The 13,882-nt window shown below is 68.6% G+C and carries 13 protein-coding genes; 6 read left to right on the top strand and 7 right to left on the bottom strand.

Annotated elements, in window-relative coordinates:
* Nucleotides 1–15 precede the first annotated feature (15 nt).
* A complete protein-coding gene (locus GDJ08_RS09695) occupies nucleotides 16–399 on the top strand; it encodes a hypothetical protein (protein WP_153164777.1) in 384 nt (127 codons plus the stop codon).
* 9 nt (nucleotides 400–408) lie between these two features.
* Here the strand turns inward: GDJ08_RS09695 and GDJ08_RS09690 are convergent, their stop codons facing one another.
* The 4 genes from GDJ08_RS09690 to GDJ08_RS09675 all read right to left on the bottom strand — a co-directional run bounded on the left by GDJ08_RS09690 (nucleotide 409) and on the right by GDJ08_RS09675 (nucleotide 5,407).
* Complete coding sequence (locus GDJ08_RS09690) at nucleotides 409–1,068, bottom strand: M23 family metallopeptidase (RefSeq protein WP_153164776.1); 660 nt, start codon at nucleotides 1,066–1,068, stop codon at nucleotides 409–411.
* A 3-nt stretch (nucleotides 1,069–1,071) separates the two neighbouring features.
* Nucleotides 1,072–2,037 carry a L,D-transpeptidase family protein gene (locus GDJ08_RS09685; protein ID WP_153164775.1) on the bottom strand — a complete coding sequence of 322 codons (966 nt, stop codon included), beginning with the start codon at nucleotides 2,035–2,037 and terminating at the stop codon, nucleotides 1,072–1,074.
* A gap of 84 nt (nucleotides 2,038–2,121) precedes the next feature.
* Nucleotides 2,122–3,342 carry a multifunctional CCA addition/repair protein gene (locus GDJ08_RS09680; protein WP_136005093.1) on the bottom strand — a complete coding sequence of 407 codons (1,221 nt, stop codon included), beginning with the start codon at nucleotides 3,340–3,342 and terminating at the stop codon, nucleotides 2,122–2,124.
* Between the two features lie 100 nt (nucleotides 3,343–3,442).
* A complete protein-coding gene (locus GDJ08_RS09675) occupies nucleotides 3,443–5,407 on the bottom strand; it encodes a transglycosylase SLT domain-containing protein (protein ID WP_153164774.1) in 1,965 nt (654 codons plus the stop codon).
* A gap of 54 nt (nucleotides 5,408–5,461) precedes the next feature.
* Between GDJ08_RS09675 and GDJ08_RS20030 the strand changes: the two genes are divergently transcribed.
* The 3 genes from GDJ08_RS20030 (at nucleotide 5,462) to GDJ08_RS09665 (ending at nucleotide 9,402) form a co-directional block, all read left to right on the top strand.
* The gene (locus GDJ08_RS20030; RefSeq protein WP_165699785.1) at nucleotides 5,462–5,728 is read left to right on the top strand and encodes a hypothetical protein; all 267 of its coding nucleotides are present in this window, start codon (nucleotides 5,462–5,464) and stop codon (nucleotides 5,726–5,728) included.
* A complete protein-coding gene (locus GDJ08_RS09670) occupies nucleotides 5,725–8,598 on the top strand; it encodes a TonB-dependent receptor (RefSeq protein ID WP_153164773.1) in 2,874 nt (957 codons plus the stop codon). Before GDJ08_RS20030 ends, GDJ08_RS09670 begins: the two co-directional genes overlap by 4 nt.
* A 177-nt stretch (nucleotides 8,599–8,775) precedes the next feature.
* A complete protein-coding gene (locus tag GDJ08_RS09665; RefSeq protein WP_136005085.1) occupies nucleotides 8,776–9,402 on the top strand; it encodes a LysE family translocator in 627 nt (208 codons plus the stop codon).
* A 46-nt stretch (nucleotides 9,403–9,448) separates the two neighbouring features.
* On the opposite strand, the gene GDJ08_RS09660 is transcribed toward GDJ08_RS09665, so the two are convergent.
* Together GDJ08_RS09660 and fhuE are read right to left on the bottom strand one after the other, a co-directional pair.
* Complete coding sequence (locus tag GDJ08_RS09660) at nucleotides 9,449–10,066, bottom strand: M23 family metallopeptidase (protein ID WP_153164772.1); 618 nt, start codon at nucleotides 10,064–10,066, stop codon at nucleotides 9,449–9,451.
* A gap of 135 nt (nucleotides 10,067–10,201) precedes the next feature.
* Entirely contained in the window at nucleotides 10,202–12,373 is a 2,172-nt protein-coding gene (gene fhuE / locus GDJ08_RS09655; protein WP_017354780.1) for a ferric-rhodotorulic acid/ferric-coprogen receptor FhuE, read from the bottom strand.
* A gap of 276 nt (nucleotides 12,374–12,649) precedes the next feature.
* On the opposite strand from fhuE, the gene GDJ08_RS09650 reads away from it, so the two are divergent.
* Together GDJ08_RS09650 and GDJ08_RS09645 are read left to right on the top strand one after the other, a co-directional pair.
* Nucleotides 12,650–13,129 (top strand): VOC family protein, encoded by a 480-nt coding sequence (locus GDJ08_RS09650; protein WP_026070565.1) that lies wholly within the window; start codon nucleotides 12,650–12,652, stop codon nucleotides 13,127–13,129.
* 57 nt (nucleotides 13,130–13,186) lie between these two features.
* Nucleotides 13,187–13,675, top strand: a complete 489-nt coding sequence (locus tag GDJ08_RS09645) for a LuxR family transcriptional regulator (protein WP_136005081.1) — start codon at nucleotides 13,187–13,189, stop codon at nucleotides 13,673–13,675.
* Here GDJ08_RS09645 and GDJ08_RS20440 read toward each other — a convergent pair.
* A complete protein-coding gene (locus GDJ08_RS20440) occupies nucleotides 13,570–13,875 on the bottom strand; it encodes an AsnC family transcriptional regulator (RefSeq protein WP_153164771.1) in 306 nt (101 codons plus the stop codon). The two genes, GDJ08_RS09645 and GDJ08_RS20440, sit on opposite strands and share 106 nt — an antisense overlap.
* Nucleotides 13,876–13,882 lie beyond the last annotated feature (7 nt).

Raw genomic sequence — 13,882 nt, 5'->3', positions numbered from 1 at the left:
CGACACAAGGAACACGTGGATGCAGAACCGGAACGCCCGATCATGACGCCGCTGCAGCACACCGCCGAGGCGCTGCGCCGGCGGGGCAGCCGCACCGACGCCATCGATGCGCACGTGGCCGACCTGTGTGGCGTTGCCTCCGTCGCAGAGGCACAGCGCCTGCTGGCGGTGTTGGAGACCGACGCCGATGCACTGGATTGGCCGCGTGACCGCGACTATGCGGCGCTGGCGTTGCAGGCGGCCGCCCCCACTGCGGTTCCCGAGGTGGCGCGGCTGATGCTGCGCAGCGCGCTCGCGCGGGCGCAATGGTGCGCAGGTTGTGCAACGTCGGGGGCTGAAGGGCTGGCGCGCTCGCAGCATGTGCTCGAACTGCAGGCCGCACTCGACGCGCAGGCCTGAGCGCACGGCTCAGTCCAGCGTGACGTCACCGCGCAGCACGGGATAGGGATTGAGCGACTCGCCCTTCCACCATTGCCGTTCCGCGCCCAGACGGTGGATCTCGAAATGCAGGTGCGGCGCGTCAGGTGACGCATTGCCGGTGCTGCCGACATAGCCGATCACCTCGCCGCGCCGGATCGCTTTTTTCTCCGCAATGCCATCGGCATAACGCTGCAGGTGCGCGTAGTAGTAGCAGTAGCGTCCGCTCGGCTCGAACTGGTACAGCGTGAGTCCGCCGCGTTCGCTGTCGAACAGCTTTTCCACCGTGCCATCGGCCACCGCCAGCACCGGCGTACCGGCGGGGGCAAGGATGTCGATGGCATCGTGCACGCGGCCTTCGCTGCGCGCATCGGTGAAGGTGTCCTGCAGTTGGGTGGCGGCGATGCCCTGCACCGGCAGCAGCAGGCTGCCGGCGGGTGCGGACGCTGCCGGCGCGGAGACGGCAGGCGCGGCAGGCGCGATCGGTGGCGCGGCAGCGGATGCCGTTGCCGCCGCCACGGCCGGTGCGGAAGCGGAATGCGCCACCTCTGCGGGTGAAGTCGATGCCCGTGGGGCGGCCGGCGGCGCCAGCACCCATACGCCGAGCACGCCGGTCACCAGTCCCACCGCCAGCAGCAGTCCGGTCTTCATCGTCTACTCCTGCATCACCACCGGCACCGACGCATCCACCGCGTCGGCAACCTGCAGCGCATCCCAGTTGGTCATGCGCACGCAGCCGTGTGATTCGGTTTTGCCCACGTGGCCCGGCTCGGGCGTGCCGTGCAGGCCGTAGTGCGGTTTGGAGAGGTCGATCCAGACGCGGCCGACCGGATTGTTCGGACCCGGCGGCAGGGTGGCCTTGCCTTCGCCCTTGCGCGCATCCCAGAACAGTTTGGGGTTGTAGTGGAAGGTCGGATCGCGCGAGATGCCGAGGATCTTCCAGGTGCCGATCGGCAGTGGATCGTGCCGGCTGCCTGACGACACCGGGAACTGCGCGTACACCTTGCCCTGCGCGTCGAACAGGCGCAGCGTCGACTCGGATTTGTCGATCACCAGCCTGGCCGCCTTGGGCAGGGTGGACGGCGCGATGTTCGGTACCTGGATCGCCGTGCCGGCCTTGCTGAAATCGACACCGGGATTGAGCGTGCGCAACAGCACCGGATCGGCATGGAAGCGCTCGCCAAGGGCCTCTTCCACGGAGGCGAAGCCCAGGGCTTTCAGCTTGGCCTGCGCGGCCGGGGTGTCCGGTACCGGCTGGAAGGGGCCGGCGACATCCTCGGCGGTCAAGGTGTAGCGCGCCAGCACGTCCACGCGGTCGGCCTGCAGTGCCTGCCACGTGGCGTCATCCAGCTCGCCGGTCACCTTCAGGTCGTGGGCGGCCTGAAAGCCGGACACTGCGCGCTTCTGGTTGGAGCCGAGCAGGCCATCGATCTGGCCGGGGGAAAAGTGCGCACGGTCGAGCAGCACCTGCGCATGCAGGTCCGACCGCGGCCCGGTCGGCACCGACGCGGTTTCAGCAATCGGCGTGGGCAGGGCGGGGGGCTGCGCGATGGCCGGTGCGGCGCTCGCCAGCGCCGCGCACAGCGCCATCGGAAGCAGGGCAGGCAGGCATCGGATCATCGGCAACTCCAGCGGGAACAGGGTCTCACCATGCCCCACTGCGCTGCGCACCCGGCGTGAAACGGCTGACTGCCGGATGAGCGGTCAGCGTGCCGCGCTGATCGCCTTGATGCGGGCCCGTGCCAGCGCCTCGCCAATGGCGGGGCCGGCGAGCCCCTGTGTATCCAGGTCGCGCGCCTGCACAGCCAGGGCAGCCTGGTGCAGCCGCGTGAGCGTGGCGCCCTGCGGGTAGTCGCTCTCCTCGAAGCCCAGCCGCCCGCGCTTGTCGGCCTCGCAGCACACCGCGATCCGCGCGATGCGCTCGGGGCGGCGGAAGGCGTCGCAGCGCGCCAGCAGCTCGAGCACGGTGGCGTCGCGCAGCTCGTCGATGCGGTGCACGTTGAGATGGTCGCGGCATACCGCTTCGGCGAGCTGGCGGTGCTCCAGCGGGATCTTCAGCCGGTCGCACAGCGCCCGCAGCGGGGCCAGCCCGCGCTGCTCGTGCATGATATGGCGCGGCCATTCCTCCGGTGGCGTCAGGCCTTTGCCGAGGTCGTGGGTCAGCGCGGCAAAGCCGACCAGATCATCTCCCGGCGCCAGCCGTGCGGCCATGTCGCTCACCATCTCCTGGTGCACGCCGGTATCCACCTCGGGATGGAACTCGGCGCGTTGCGGAACCCCGTACAGCGCCTCCAGTTCGGGCAGGATCGGGCCGAGTGCGTGCGCATCGTGCAGGGTGCGCAGGAACGCCGAGGGGCGGTTCGAGGCCAGCACCCGGCGCAGCTCCTGCCAGACCCGCTCGGGCACCAGCATGTCGAGCTCGCCGCTCTCGGCGATCTGCCGCATCAGCGCCATCGTCTCGTCGGCCACGGTGAATCCCAGGGGGGCGAAACGCGCCATGAAGCGTGCCGCGCGCAGCACACGCACAGGGTCTTCGACGAATGCGGGCCCGACGTGGCGCAGCACGCGCTGCTCGATGTCGCGCAGGCCGCCATAGGGATCGACCAGCTCGCCGGTCGCCTCGTTGCAGGCGATCGCGTTGATGGTGAAATCGCGCCGCAGCAGGTCGTCTTCCAGTGTCACCGACGGATCGGCATCCACCACGAAGCCACGATAACCACGACCGGACTTGCGTTCGGTACGCGCCAGCGCATATTCCTCACCTGTGTCCGGGTGCAGGAATACCGGAAAGTCCTTGCCCACGGCCTTGTAACCGAGCGCTTCCATGTCCGGCTGGGTAGCACCGACCACCACCCAGTCGCGGTCGCCGGGCGGACGCTGCAGCAGGCGGTCGCGTACCGCGCCGCCGACAAGATAGATCTTCATGCGGGCAATGATGCCACGGCCTTCCCGGACGCGGTCGCCGCGGCTCAACCCGCGCTCGGCAGGCTCGCCCGCGCGGTCGGCGTCACCTGCGCGGCGAGGATCAGTCGCCGCCCTTGTCGGCGTTGGCCGCGCACGTGAAGCTCTTGCGCCTGGCCTGCAGACGCCCGTTCATGCGGTCGCTGACCGGCAGCGCGTCGCCGTTGAGGCGCCAGTCGTAGATCACGCTGAAGGCCAGGATGCGCGCCACGTACTCGCGGGTTTCCTTGTAGCTGATGGTCTCGATCCAGATGTCCGGATCAAAGCCCGGCCGCTGCGTCTGCCAGCGCGCGGTCGGCGTGGGACCGGCGTTGTAGGCGGCGATGGTGACGTAGGGCAGGCCCTGATACTTGTCCATCAGCTGGCGCAGGTAGGCGGTGCCGATGGCGATGTTGGTGTCCGGGTCGTACAGGCTGGCCGCACCGCCGTAGTTGGCCAGGCCGATCGACTTGGCCACGCTGGCGCCGGTCGCGGGCAGGACCTGCATCAGGCCCATCGCGTTGGCCGGCGAGCGCGCCTTCGGGTTGAAGATGCTCTCCGCGCGGATTTCCGCCGCCACCCAGGCCGGGTCGATGGCGTTGCGCAGCGACTCGCGGCGGATGGTGTCGTCGTGGTGGAGCGGGAAGCGCAGCGCGTACAGGCGCTGCTCGTCCGGGGTCTTGCCGAGCGAGAACACCGCGCGGTCGAACCAGCCGTTGTCGCGCGCCACCTCCACCGCGATGCGGCGCTGGGTGGTGTCGTAGCGGCTCAGCGCATCGTTCCACTCGGCCACGGCCCAGCCGCTGCGTTCGATCTTGAACAGCTCCATCGCGCGCACGATGGCCGGGTCGCGTGCGACCGCCGCCTGCGCCTGCCTGCTGTCGTTGGGCTCCCACGGGCACAGCGTGTAGGGCTGGCCGAGCTGGTCGGCGGCGAGGAAGCCGTGGAAGGTGGCGGCGCGTGCGGCCTCACGGTACACCGCCTGGGCCTCGCTGCGTCTGCCGGTCTTCTCCAGCATGCGCGCTTCGAAATAGCGCCAGCGCGAGTCGTTGCGCTGGGTGCTGCCCATCTTGCGGATCGCGGTGAGCGCCTGCGGCCAGTCACCGCGCGACAGCGCTTCGCGCACGCGCCATTCGTGCAGCCGTTCGTCATACGCCGATTCGGGCACGGCATTCAGGCGTCGGGCGGACTCGGGCCCGTACGACGCCACGGTCCACAGCGCGATCTGGTACAGCACCTGCGCCTGCTGGGCAGCGCTGAGCTGCAGCGCGCTGGCGTACTGCGGCAATTGCTGCTCGGTGGCGCCCGGATCGGCCTTGGCCAGCTTGGCCAGGCCATCGGTGGCGATGCGCTGGCTGCGCGCCGTGCGCGGCCAGTTCAACGCGCTGGCATTGGGCTTGTCGACGAACGCGGCGTAGGTGTTGGCCAGCGCCAGATCGGCGGCCGGCAACCCGCGTGCGGCACTGCGCATCACCGCCGGCTGGCCCTCGTCGGCGGCCGCGTCGATGCGCGCCCAGCGCAGTTCGGCGCTCAGCCCGCCCTTGGCATCGAGCACGGCAAACACCGCATCGCAGGCGTCGGGCAGGGACTTGCCGGTGCTGCGCCAGATCGCCTGGGCCTCACTGGTCCACTGGGCGTCGGCCTTGCCGGTGGCCTGGCGCGCGTTGAGCTGGGCACAGCGCAGGCCGACGTTCTCGGTGGGCACCCAGTTGGCCAGCAGGGTCGGCCAGTCCTGGCGCCGCGCCACGGCGGGCAGCCATACGCTGCGGAAACTCGATGCCACGGCCTGGCCGTTGTACCGCTTGAGGAAGTCCTGCGCCTGGGCATTGCCCACCGTATCGATGGTGCGGCGCAGATTGGCGTATTCGAGCCAGCCGTACAGCGGGTGGCGGCTCAGTGCGGCGGCCTGGGCCGGGTCGTACTGACCGCGCTCGGCGTTGTCGATGGCGGCCTTGAGCTGCGCGCGCTGGGCATCAAGCGACTGCGCGCCGGCGTCTGCGGCTGCGGCGATGGCAAGCGTGCCGAGGAAAAAGAGGGGGAGTGCATTCATCGTCAAAGCATAACGGCGCGGCGTGAAGGGCGGTGCGCGCCAGCCGACTCGAACATGAACGAACGCCGCCCTTCGGCGCCGCGTCCGATCCACCTGCGCGGGGATGCCGGCCACCTGCACAGGCTGCGCATCGGGACCGGTCCGGTGGGCCTGCAGGGAACGGTGCTGCGCGACGGCGCCTGTTCGGATTTGTCGAAACGACGTGAAAGCGGGGTCGTCGTCACGTCGCGACATTTACAGGTTGTTTACAAAGGAGACACTGCCGTCAGCAGGGGGCGACGGCAGTCCAGCCCAACATTCCTTTGGAGAGAGAGCGAATGAACGACCTGCATCGCCGCCCGTTGGCGGTCGCTGTATCGCTGTGCCTGTTGTTGGCTGCTCCGGCGCTCGTCGCCGCGCAGGATGCACCCCGCGCCACCACGGATCTGGATCGGATCGAAGTCACCGGGACGCGCATCAAACGCGCCGAGGTGGAAGGCCAGGTGCCGGTGCAGACGCTGACCCGCGACGACATCGAACGCACCGGCTTCAACTCGATCGGCGAAGTGCTGCAGCAGCTCACCGGCTCGGGCTCGGCGCTCAACGCCAAGTTCAACTCCTCGGGCAACTTCGGCTTCCCGCCGGACGGCAGCGGTGTCGGTGCCGGCTCGGCGCAGGTCGATCTGCGCCACCTGGGCGCCAAGCGCGTGCTGGTGCTGGTCGACGGCATCCGCTGGGTCAATGAATCCTCCGCCTCGGGCGTGGGCGCGGCCACCGACCTCAACACCATTCCACTGGCGATCGTGGAGCGCATCGAAGTGCTCGAGGATGGCGCATCGTCGCTGTACGGGTCCGACGCCATCGCCGGCGTGGTCAACATCATCACGCGCCGCCAGTTCGATGGCGCGCAGGTGACGATGAACTACGGCGAGTACAGCAAGGGCGACGGCACCCAGAAGGGCGTGGACCTGGCCTGGGGCACCAGCGGTGACCGCTACACATTGTTCCTCGGCGCCAGCTGGACCAAGCAGGACCCCGTATATGCGATCGACCGCGAGCAGTCTCGCTTCCCGATTCCTGGCACCGGCCTGTCGTTCGGCAGCTCGGCCACGCCGACCGGGCGTTTCCGTTTCATCGATCCAAACACGGGCATTGAACACAATCTCACGCCCAACAACGGCGTTACGTCTCCGGTCTTCAATGGCGCCGGAGGCTGTGATCGTACGGACGACTATCACTGCTTCGGCACGCCGGACCGGTTCAACTTCGCCGAGTACAACATGGTGCTGACGCCGTCCGAGCGCAAAGGCCTCTTCGGCCAGTTCCGCTTCGACATCACCGACAACGTGCAGTGGTACATCAAGGCGCTGGGCAACCGCCGCGAATCGACCAACCAGGCCGCACCCGAGCCGCTGTTCTTCGGCCCCGACGGCGCTACCGGCAATCCGCTGGCCGACAACATCGTGATCTCGGCGCAGAACCCGTACAACCCGTTCGGGTTCGACCTGGACTCGTCCAACAATCTGCTGGTGATCGGCCGCCGCCCGGTGGAGGGCGGCGCGCGCGTGTTCGAGCAGAAGGTGACGACCCAGTACTTCGCCACCGGCCTGGTCGGCCAGTTCGAGGCGGCCGACCGCAGCTGGTTCTGGGACGTCAACGGCATGTACAGCAAGAACAAGGCCGAGCAGACCAACTACGGCAGCTACAACATCTACAACATCAACCTGGCGCTGGGCGATCCGGCCCTCTGCGCAGCCACCGCCGGCTGCGTGCCGCTGAACATCTTCGGCGGTCCCGGCACCATCACGCCGGACATGCTGCGCTGGATCCAGCCGGTGGTACGCGACCGCAGCCAGAACGAACTGAGCCTGTTCACCGCCAACCTGAGCAGCGACCTGTTCACCCTGCCGGCCGGCCCGGTGTCATTCGCGGCCGGCGTGGAGTACCGCAAGTACGAAGGCTGGTACCAGCCCGATCCGCTGACCGTGGCCGGGTACTACAACGGCGTCCCGTCGCTGCCCACGTCCGGCTCCTATGACGTCAACGAGGCCTACCTGGAGCTGAGCATCCCGATCTTCGCCAAGAGCGCCATCGGCGAGAAGCTCGACCTCAGCCTGGCCGGACGCTACTCGGACTACTCCACCTTCGGTGGCGAGTTCACGCCCAAGTACGGCCTGCGCTGGCAGGTGACCAACGACTTCGTGCTGCGTACCACCTATGCCGAAGGCTTCCGTGCGCCCTCGATCGGTGAGCTGTACGGCTCCGCAGCGCGAGCGGACCTGCAGCTGTTCGACCCGTGCTCGGTTGGCCTGGGCGGTACGCCGCCGCGCGGCAGCGCCGCCAACTGCGCCGCGCTGGGGGTGCCGGCCGGCTTCCAGCAGGCCAACTCGCAGATCTCGGTGACCACCGGCGGCAATCCCGCGCTCGATCCGGAAACTTCGCGCAGCTTCAGTGCCGGTTTCGTGTGGAGCCCGTGGTTCGGCAGCAATGCATCGTGGTCCGAACGCTTCGATGTGGAGGTGACGTTCTACCGCCACACCATCGAAGGGGCGATCCAGGCGATCAACGCCCAGACCCAGCTCGACCTGTGCGTGGACACCCTGGACCCGCTGTACTGCGATGGCATCACCCGCGCTTCCACCGGCGCGGTGAGCGGCTTCAACAACCGCCTCACCAACCTGGGCTCGATCAAGACCGACGGCTGGGACGTGGACCTGTTCTGGACGCTGCCGCAGAGCGACATCGGCCAGTTCAAGCTGGCCTGGAAGAACACCTTCGTCGGCCGCTACGAGGCACTGGGCGCCGCCGGCCAACGGCAGCCGCAGGAACCGGGCGTGGAAGTGGTGGACAGCTCCATTCCCGAGTGGACCAGCAACGCCAGCCTGCTCTGGTCGCTGGGCCGCTGGAATGCGTCGTGGACGGTGCGCCACATCTCCAAGCTGACCGAGGAATGCGGCGATGCGTCGGCGTTCCCGGTGTGCAGCAACCAGGTGGCCGGCACCAACGAGCTGGCGGCGATCACTTACCACGACCTGCAGCTGGGCTACAAAGTGGACTGGCTGAAGGGCCTGCAGCTGAGCGCCGGGTTGAACAATGCGTTCGACAAGGACCCGCCGATCTGCCTGTCCTGCTCGCTCAACGGCTACGACGCGTCCACCTACGACATCCCGCGTGGCCGCTACTGGTACCTGCGCGCGGACCTGCGGTTCTGATCCAGAGCCGTACCCGGCAATGACCCATCGGGGCGCCGTCAGGGCGCCCCGGTGCGTTTCCGCCACGGGCCAAGCGCATGGCGTATTCCGGCCACGCCGCGCAGGCGGACGACCATCGCCCTATCATGGCGGTGCCGTGCACGCGCGCACTGCACCCCTTTGTCACCGACGGTCGTCATGAGCCTGCATACCTGGTGGATCTTCGCCGTTACCGTGTTCGTGCTGTGCGGCACGCCGGGGCCGAACATGCTGCACGTGATGACCCGCAGCGTGCGCGTCGGCTTCCGCCGCAGCATCGCCGCGATGGCCGGCTGCCTGAGCGCGCTGGTGCTGGCGCTGTCGATTTCCGCAGCGGGCCTGGGCGCGGTCCTCAAGGCCTCGCCGCTGGTCTTTGATGTGCTGCGCTATGCCGGCGTGGCCTATCTGGTCTACCTGGGCATCAACGCCTGGCGCGGCGGCGACGCGCCGCTGGACGTGGGCAACCCGGCCGCGATCGCCCCCACGTCGCGCCGCATCCTGTTCCGCGACGGCTTCATCATTGGCATCAGCAACCCCAAGCTGCTGCTGTTCGCCTCGGCATTCCTGCCGCAGTTCGTCGACCTCGGCCAGCCGCAGCTGCCGCAGTTCGTGGTGCTGGTGAGTACCTTCGCGGTGATGGAAGTGTTCTGGTACGCCGTCTACGCCGCCGGTGGCCACAGCCTGGCCGGCTACCTGGCCCGTCCGGGTCTGCGCAAGGTGTTCGACCGCGTGGTCGGCACGATCTTCATCGGGTTCGGGCTGGCGCTGCTGCGCGCGCGGCCCTGAGCAGGTGCCGGCCAGCGGCCGGTATTACGGCGATGTCGTGGGTCGATCAACGACCGGATCGATCCGGTGCGGTCCACGCCCGCAGCAACGGCAGCGGATCGTAGGCTCCCGTGCTGCCGTAGATGCCCCAGTGCAGGTGCGGCGGGGTGCCTTTGGCGTTGCCGCTGTCGCCGACGTAGCCGAGCACGGTGCCGGCCTCCACCACCTCGCCGCGGGACAGCCCCTCGCGCCAGCCGTCCAGGTGCGCGTAGTAGTAGCGCTCGCGCGCCGGTCCCAGTATCCAGACCTGGCGACCGCCGAGTCCCCCGTCACGGATGTCCGCCACGATGCCCGGCGTGGCGCTGGTCACGGCGGTACCGCGGGGAGCGAAGATGTCGAGCCCGGCATGGGTGCGGTCGCGTCCGCGCGGTGCGCCGAAGGTGTCGGCGATGCGCCGGGCCGCGACACCGTCCACCGGCACCGGCAGCGCCTCCGGTGGCGCCATCCGCGACAGCGCCCACAGCGCGCGTGGGGCTTGTGCCCACGGACTGTTCCACAGCACACCCGCCAGCACGGCAAGGACGGCCAGCACCAGCAGCCGCACCAGCCAGCGGCGCACGCGCCAGGCGGCCGAGCGGTGGGGGCCTGGCGGCGGGAAGGACGGAGCGTGCGGGTCCACGGGCATCGACGTCGGTGTCCGGCGGGAACGGGGAACAGACTAGCAGGCCGCGTGTGCACACAACGCACGCGTGATGCCCCTGTGCAAAGAGCCGGGCAATGCCCGGCTCTCTGTGTGCTGCGTGGCGCATTGCGTGCCCGGTCAGAACGACCAGGTGAACGTGATCGAGCCGTTGCGGCCGTCGCCGTACGCGCCGTAGCCGTTGATCTGCGACAGGTATTTCCTGTCCAGCAGGTTGTCGAGGTTGGCCTGCACACTGAACGCCGGCGAGATGCGGTAGCGCACGAACGCACTGACCAGCGCGTAGGCATCCTGCTCGATGCGACCGTAGGCCGGCACCGGGTAGTAGATGCGGTTCTGCCAGTTCGCGCCGCCGCCGACGGTGAGATCGGTCATCGACTGCGGGGTGTAGCTGGTGAACAGCTTGATCGTGGTCTGCGGCAGGTTGGTGTTGATGTCCGCATCGTTGATGTCCTTGGCCACGTAGCGCGACGCGCCAACGGTGGCATTCCAGCCCGGGGCCAGCTCGCCGTTGAGTTCCAGTTCGACACCCCGGCTCACCGTGCCGCGCGCGGCGATGTAGGCAAACTCGTTGAGGCTGCCGTCCACCGGAAGGGTGGTGGCCTGACCCACGTTGTCCTGTTCGATGCGGAACACCGCCAGCGACGCATTGAGACGGTTGTCGAACCAGGCCCCCTTGACGCCGACTTCGTAGCTCTTGCCGTCGACCGGGTCGAGGTAGCTGCCGTTCTGCTTCTTGAGCGTCTGTGGCTGGAAGATCTCGGTGTAGGCGGCGTAGGTGCTCCAGGTGTCGCTGAGGTCAAAGACCAGACCGGCGTACGGGGTCGTGACCGTGTGCGAACGGTCGGCGTCTTCGCCTTCGCTCTTCCAGTCGGTGTAGCGCGCGCCGAGAATCAGCTTCAGCGGATCGGCCAGCGACAGACGGGTGGCGGCGTAGCCGGCCTTCTGGGTGATGGTGCCTTTGCTGGCCAGCGCCAGCGCGTTCCAGTTGGGTTCGGCGATGTTGCCGGTCCAGTCCAGGTAGCTGCGGAACGGGTCCCAGGGGCGGCCCTCGCCCCCGACCTGGTAATCGCCATAGTTGGCGTACCTGCGCTTGTTGTAGCTCAGCCCGGCCATGAACTGGTGCTCGCGGCCGAACAGCTGGAACGGGCCCTCCACGAAGCCGTCGATCGCGTCGACCTTGCGCTCGGTGTTGTAGAACCCGGCCGACGGCGAAACCCCCGCACCGGTCACCGGATCCAGCAGCGACGCGCCCGTGGTCCAGTCGTTGTAGGCCGGGTAGAACAGCTTGTCGTCGGCCCGGGTCTCATCGTGGGTGGCGCCGACGCGGACCTTCCAGTCGTTGGCGAAGCCATGCTCCAGCGTGGCGAACGCGCGTTTGCTGGTGGTGTCCCAGTAGGTCCACTTCGCGGCGGCATTGAACGCCTCGTCGTAGCCGGTGGGGCTGCCGTCGGCGAACAGCATCGGGAACCCGCCCCACGTCGCCCCGTTGGCGCGCTTCTGCTGGTAATCGTAGCCCACGCTCAACTGGGTATCCGGGGTCAGGTCGGCATCGATCACCGCATAGCCCAGCGTCTTGTGCTGGTTGTAGCGGTCCATCTGCGATTCGGTGTCCAGGTAACTGCCGATGACGCGCGCGCGCACCGAGCCGCTGGCGTTGAGCGGAGTGGTCACGTCCACGGTGGAGCGGGTGCGCCCCCAGCTGCCTACGTTCACCGACACGCTGCCGGTCAGCTCGGCGCTGTCGGCGTGCTTGCGGATCAGGTTGACCGAGGCCGACGGGTTGCCTGCGCCGCTCAACAGGCCGGTCGCGCCGCGCACCACTTCCACGCGGTCATACAGCGCCAGGTCCAGGCCGGAATCACCGTAGCTCCAGTTCTGCACCATCTGCGTGGGCAGGTTGTCGAACTGGTAGCTGTCGATATAGAAGCCGCGCGCGTAGAACTCGGTCCGCTCGGTATCGGACTGGGTGCTGCTCACGCCGGTGGTGTTGGCCAGCACGTCGATGATGTCATCGAGGTTCTGGTCCTCGATGCGCTGGTGGCTGATGATGCTGATCGACTGCGGAATCTCGCGGGGAGCCAGGTCGAAGCGGGTGCCGGCGGAGGTCCTGCGGACCGAATAGCCTTCGGCACGCTCGCCCTTGACCACCACCTTGTCCAGCGTGGTGGCATCGGCGGCGACCTGGGCCAGGGCGGGTGCGGTGGACAGCGCGCACAGCGCGGCGAACAGGGCCTGCGACAGGCGGCGCTGGGGCAGGGGGCGGGGCATCACAACGGACGTACGGGGCATCGGCGGTTCCAGGGCGCGGGCACGCGCGGCCGATGTCCTCGAGGGCCAGGCGCTGCCTAGTGGGTGGGGGACGGTGCGACGCTGGCGAGGCCCTGCGGAGCAGGACCGTGGCTGCGCGACCGATGATCGCCGTGCCTCCCTGGCACCGACGGGGTTAGGATATGGTAATGGGAAGCATTACTATTGCCAATTCAGGTACGCCGGGGGCGGTCAGCCACGGCATCGGCTTAACATCGTCCGCCGTAGCGTGGGCGCGGTTCTTCCCGGATGACCGCCATGATTGCGCGCAACACGATCTGCCTGTGGTTCGACGGCACCGCCCTGGACGCTGCCACCTTCTACGCCCGGACCTTTCCGGACAGCGCGGTCACCGCTGTCCACCATGCCCCTGCGGACTTTCCGTCCGGCAGGCAGGGCGACGTGCTGACGGTGGACTTCACGGTGGCCGGCATTCCCTGCATCGGCCTCAACGGCGGGCCGGCATTCCGGCACAGCGAGGCCTTCTCGTTCCAGATCGCCACCGACGACCAGGCCGAGACCGACCGCCTGTGGGAGGCCATCGTCGGCAACGGCGGCGAGGAAAGCGCCTGCGGCTGGTGCCGCGACAAGTGGGGGCTGTCCTGGCAGATCACGCCACGCGTGCTCAGCGAGGCCGTCACCAGCAAGGACCCGGCAGTGGCCAGGCGCGCCTTCGAGGCGATGATGACCATGCGCAGAATCGATGTGGCCCGCATCGAGGCCGCCGTGCGCGGCTAGGCCCAGCGGCCGCACTGCGGCAACGGATCCACCCTGCCCACCCGAGAAGGAGAATCCATGAAGAGGATGTTCATTGCGTGCCTGGCCGCCATCGCGTTGCAGGCCAGTCCCGCGCCGGTCACGGCGGCCACGCCGGCCGTATCGCCGCTGGCCGGCCGCTGGGCGATCGACGTGGCCACGCTGCCGATGCCGGTGGCGCAGCGGCCCCGGCGCGTGGTGCTGGAATTCAAGGACGCCGGCAACGGCCGGTGGTCCACCCGCGCCGAGATCGTCGACCCCAGGGGCGCCACGATGACGGCCGACAGCACGCTGCCGCTGGATGGCACGCCCGGCCCGATCACCGGCAACTACGGCGCGGACGTGGCCTCGCTGAGCATGCCGGCGCCAAACGTGCTGGTGATGCAGCTGGTCGACCACGGTACCCCGGCCTCGACACGCATCTACACTGTGGCCGCGGATCGCGACCGGATGACCGAATCCAAGGCGTTCTTCAGCCAGGATGGCAAGCCGATCCTGATGACCATCCACTTCACGCGGGTACCCTGACGACGCCGCCGGAGCAGCACGTCCTGCCCTCGCCTGGCACGGAGGATGCCGGTCTCCTGCAGGCGTTTGATGCGGCGCTGCGCGGCCGGGGCGGACAGGTGCACGACGTCGGTGGTCCTGCGCGGCGGCGTGGCGTTGTCGCGCTGCAGGATGGCCGGGATGGCGCGGTCGAAGCCGTCGGGGCGGTGGGCGGCGGTCATGGATGCG

Source organism: Stenotrophomonas nematodicola, from assembly GCF_009467805.1.
Classification (GTDB): domain Bacteria; phylum Pseudomonadota; class Gammaproteobacteria; order Xanthomonadales; family Xanthomonadaceae; genus Stenotrophomonas; species Stenotrophomonas nematodicola.
The sequence above is the reverse complement of the archived record's forward strand: the minus strand, read 5'-3'. Positions and strand labels throughout refer to the sequence as shown.

Excerpts from the sequence above, each read along its gene's own strand:
- GDJ08_RS09690 (WP_153164776.1), bottom strand. The coding sequence starts at position 1,068 with ATGAAGACCGGACTGCTGCTGGCGGTGGGACTGGTGACCGGCGTGCTC.
- GDJ08_RS09685 (WP_153164775.1), bottom strand. The coding sequence starts at position 2,037 with ATGATCCGATGCCTGCCTGCCCTGCTTCCGATGGCGCTGTGCGCGGCG.
- GDJ08_RS09680 (WP_136005093.1), bottom strand. The coding sequence starts at position 3,342 with ATGAAGATCTATCTTGTCGGCGGCGCGGTACGCGACCGCCTGCTGCAG.
- GDJ08_RS09675 (WP_153164774.1), bottom strand. The coding sequence starts at position 5,407 with ATGAATGCACTCCCCCTCTTTTTCCTCGGCACGCTTGCCATCGCCGCA.
- GDJ08_RS20030 (WP_165699785.1), top strand. The coding sequence starts at position 5,462 with ATGAACGAACGCCGCCCTTCGGCGCCGCGTCCGATCCACCTGCGCGGG.
- GDJ08_RS09670 (WP_153164773.1), top strand. The coding sequence starts at position 5,725 with ATGAACGACCTGCATCGCCGCCCGTTGGCGGTCGCTGTATCGCTGTGC.
- GDJ08_RS09665 (WP_136005085.1), top strand. The coding sequence starts at position 8,776 with ATGAGCCTGCATACCTGGTGGATCTTCGCCGTTACCGTGTTCGTGCTG.
- GDJ08_RS09660 (WP_153164772.1), bottom strand. The coding sequence starts at position 10,066 with ATGCCCGTGGACCCGCACGCTCCGTCCTTCCCGCCGCCAGGCCCCCAC.
- fhuE (WP_017354780.1), bottom strand. The coding sequence starts at position 12,373 with ATGCCCCGTACGTCCGTTGTGATGCCCCGCCCCCTGCCCCAGCGCCGC.
- GDJ08_RS09650 (WP_026070565.1), top strand. The coding sequence starts at position 12,650 with ATGATTGCGCGCAACACGATCTGCCTGTGGTTCGACGGCACCGCCCTG.
- GDJ08_RS09645 (WP_136005081.1), top strand. The coding sequence starts at position 13,187 with ATGAAGAGGATGTTCATTGCGTGCCTGGCCGCCATCGCGTTGCAGGCC.
- GDJ08_RS20440 (WP_153164771.1), bottom strand. The coding sequence starts at position 13,875 with ATGACCGCCGCCCACCGCCCCGACGGCTTCGACCGCGCCATCCCGGCC.